The organism is Rhodanobacter fulvus Jip2 (assembly GCF_000264315.1).
In the GTDB taxonomy this organism is placed as follows: domain Bacteria; phylum Pseudomonadota; class Gammaproteobacteria; order Xanthomonadales; family Rhodanobacteraceae; genus Rhodanobacter; species Rhodanobacter fulvus.
In genome coordinates this window covers 1-3,047 of sequence record NZ_AJXU01000074.1, presented here as the reverse complement: position 1 = coordinate 3,047, position 3,047 = coordinate 1, and the positions used below count along the sequence as shown (strand labels likewise).

The 3,047-nt window shown below is 56.1% G+C and carries 3 protein-coding genes; 1 reads left to right on the top strand and 2 read right to left on the bottom strand.

Annotated features, from left to right (window positions below):
- Positions 1 to 21: 21 nt before the first annotated feature.
- Complete coding sequence (locus tag UU9_RS15440) at positions 22 to 261, bottom strand: hypothetical protein (RefSeq protein WP_040671204.1); 240 nt, start codon at positions 259 to 261, stop codon at positions 22 to 24.
- Between the two features lie 123 nt (positions 262 to 384).
- Complete coding sequence (locus UU9_RS18100; RefSeq protein ID WP_156804327.1) at positions 385 to 1,359, bottom strand: hypothetical protein; 975 nt, start codon at positions 1,357 to 1,359, stop codon at positions 385 to 387.
- A gap of 553 nt (positions 1,360 to 1,912) precedes the next feature.
- Here UU9_RS18100 and UU9_RS15430 point away from each other — a divergent pair.
- Positions 1,913 to 2,908 (top strand): integron integrase, encoded by a 996-nt coding sequence (locus UU9_RS15430; protein WP_050982463.1) that lies wholly within the window; start codon positions 1,913 to 1,915, stop codon positions 2,906 to 2,908.
- The last annotated feature ends 139 nt before the right edge of the window (positions 2,909 to 3,047 follow it).

The window sequence follows — 3,047 nt, the reverse complement described above, 5'->3', positions numbered from 1 at the left end:
ACTCAATAGATCAGAGCATCCTTAGGCCGCTGCGCTGCGGGACGGAGCCAACGAGCCGTTGCCGGAGAGTGCACGATGAACGCGATAAAGACCGCGAGCACCAAGAGCAAGGAAAGCCACGCCGGCCACGGCCAGGGCTTCGACGAGCAGGCTGGGATTGCTGAGCGTGAGTGGACGTGGGAAAAACCCGAGCGAGATGGCGCTGAACGTGAGTAGCGCGGTGCCGACTACCAGAAGCAGAGCAGATTCGATGATCTTCATGTGCAACTCCCCTTTGTAGTTGGAAGGTAACGGCGACTAGGACAACACGGCTCTGAGCGGCCTAACGCTGGAGTTAAGCGGCGGCGAAGCCGTCCGCCTTGAACGAATTGTTATGCGTACGCACTACTGTTGCTTGCTGAGATACAGGGTCGCATTGTCACAGCACTGCTCACTGATGATGGTGATCTGAAACTGCATTGCGCTCGGGTTGTAGTCTACAGAAATCGCGTGGCGGCTCGATAGTTCCTGGAGCGGTGCGGGGACATATTGCAGGAGCTTGAACTCGTCCGTCGTGGAAATATGCACAACATTTCCCACGAATGAGTTAATACCTTCATACTTGAATATGCGGCCAATGTTATTTAGTTTGTCTTCCGCTTGCGTAATATTGCGTACTGAAAAGGTGGCACCACTTGCATACGGAAAATTTGCAATTAGTTGTTGGCCGGAGAACAAATGTATTCCAAGTGACTGATCCATTTGTAGTGTGAAGGAGGATAGTAGATGTTGATCTCTTTCGCTAATAAACGAATCATCAGACGCCTCTCGCCTTCCATCTGAAATGGCCGACCCTGTTGCGCCCCATGAGCCAGCATTTTTTGTATAGTCCGCCATACTATTTGCGCAGCAAAACGCCGAAATATTAGATAATTTATATGTACCCACAGCATTTTCAAGTATTCTTCTTTTATCAGGATCAACTTCTTTGGCGGAAAAGGAATATGACTTTCCGTTACGAGAGGAGTGCCAGAATCCCGACATAATGTTTCCAGCAATTCTTCCTGTTATAGTCTTGTGTTGCCCTCGCTCTTCAAATCCTACGCCCGCCGTGTAACCGGATTGCCTTTGTTGCTCCTGTAAATTAAATGTTGAAGTACTGCATTTGCCGTAGAGAAATATTGGTTTCTTATATTTCAGATAGTAATAACTTCCCATGCAAGCGTCGCCTTCGACGCTAAGCACCATGTCAAACGCATATTTCCCATCTATCGTTCCCGTATAATATCTATTCGTTTCCGCTCTGAAGTCTGCCGATTGGGCTGCTATTGCCGCGTATGGCAAAAGAGCGAAAAAGACTACAACGCCTCTCATTTTCATCTTTCGGCAACCTTGTGTGCATAACGCTTGAGTTAAGCGGCGGCGCAGCCGTCCGCCTTGAACGAACTGTTAGGCACCATACCCGGTAGTCCACGGCTGCGATCTGAGCGCCTCAATGTGCCCATTGGCAAGTAGGCGCCATAGCTCAATGGCGCTCTCAGGTGACGAAAGGGACATGTGCCAAGGTCCTTCACCAGTCTCGACATTTTCAAGTACGACGAGGCCGCTGCCAAAAACGCTCGTTGACCACCCGGACTCGTGATTGAGCGAAACGTCAGGATGCTCCGGATCTGGCGATGCCAGTGAGGTGAGGAGTACTGCCATCGCAGCCTCGTCAGGCGAGGTGATCGTGTTGCCCATTCTGTCGTATGCGAAATAGCTCATGTGGCCTAACGCTAAGTAGACCTCAAAAGTGAGGTGTTGCCGGGAGTATGCGGCTGGGTTTCTGACCGCACAAGCGGGGAGTTCCTACGCTGGATCATGGGTTTGTGCGGCAGCGGTGGGTGGGTGATCGGCGCAGGCTGGCGGGGTTATCCGGCACTTGTGAGGGCGTATGAGTTACGCGGGCGAAGGTGGGGGTGTAACGGCGGGGAGAACGCCGCGGCTGCTGGATCAGGTGCGCGCGCGGATTCGGTTGAAGCATTACAGCCTGCGCACGGAGCAGGCGTATGTGGGTTGGATTCGCCGGTTTATTCTGGCTAGCGGCAAGCGCCATCCACGCGATATGGGTGTGGTTGAGGTGGAAGGGTTTCTCAGCAGATTGGCGACCGACGGGAACGTAGCGGCGGGTACGCAGAATCAGGCCCTGGCGGCGCTGCTGTTTCTGTATCGCGAGGTGTTGTCGATCGAGCTGCCGTGGATGGAAACGGTAGTGCGGGCGAAACGGCCGCAACGGGTGCCGGTGGTGTTGTCGCGTGACGAGGTGAAGCGACTGTTGGCGATGATGGATGGCCGGTTCGGCTTGATGGCCTCGCTGTTGTACGGCACCGGCATGCGTCTGATGGAGTGCGTGCGTTTGCGGGTGAAGGACGTGGATTTCGAGCGCAACCAGATTGCGGTGCGCGACGGCAAGGGCGGCAAGGACCGGCATGTGCCGCTGCCGCAGCGCTTGCTTGAGCCGTTGCACGCGCAATTGCAGCGGGTGCAGTTGCTGCATCAGCAGGATCTGCAGGCGGGCCTTGGCGCGGTCTGGTTGCCGCACGCGTTGGCGCGCAAGTACCCGTCGGCGCCGCGCGAATTTGGCTGGCAATACGTGTTTCCGTCGGATCGGCTCTCGCTTGACCCACGTGGCGGCGAACAGCGACGTCACCATCTGGACGAGGGCGGCTTGCAGCGCGCGGTGCGCTCGGCGCGCCACAAGGCGCAGATCGTCAAGCCGGCGACGTGCCATACGCTGCGCCATTCGTTTGCCACGCATTTGCTGGAGGCGGGCCACGATATTCGCACCATCCAGGATCTGCTCGGGCACAAGGATGTGGCGACCACCCAGATCTATACGCATGTGCTCAATCGCGGCGGTAACGGTGTGCTGAGTCCGCTGGATCGGTGAAGGACATTGCCGCGTTTCGATGAACCGTTGCCATGTCGCGTGCGGTATGCGGCGTGGCTTGGTGTCGTATTGCGCCATGGGTGCGGGTGCCGGCCGGGTAGACGCGAAGCGGCTCGTGGGGACGACGTCCCCCCGCATT

Excerpts from the sequence above, each read along its gene's own strand:
- UU9_RS15440 (WP_040671204.1), bottom strand. The coding sequence starts at position 261 with ATGAAGATCATCGAATCTGCTCTGCTTCTGGTAGTCGGCACCGCGCTA.
- UU9_RS15430 (WP_050982463.1), top strand. The coding sequence starts at position 1,913 with ATGAGTTACGCGGGCGAAGGTGGGGGTGTAACGGCGGGGAGAACGCCG.
- UU9_RS18100 (WP_156804327.1), bottom strand. The coding sequence starts at position 1,359 with ATGAAAATGAGAGGCGTTGTAGTCTTTTTCGCTCTTTTGCCATACGCG.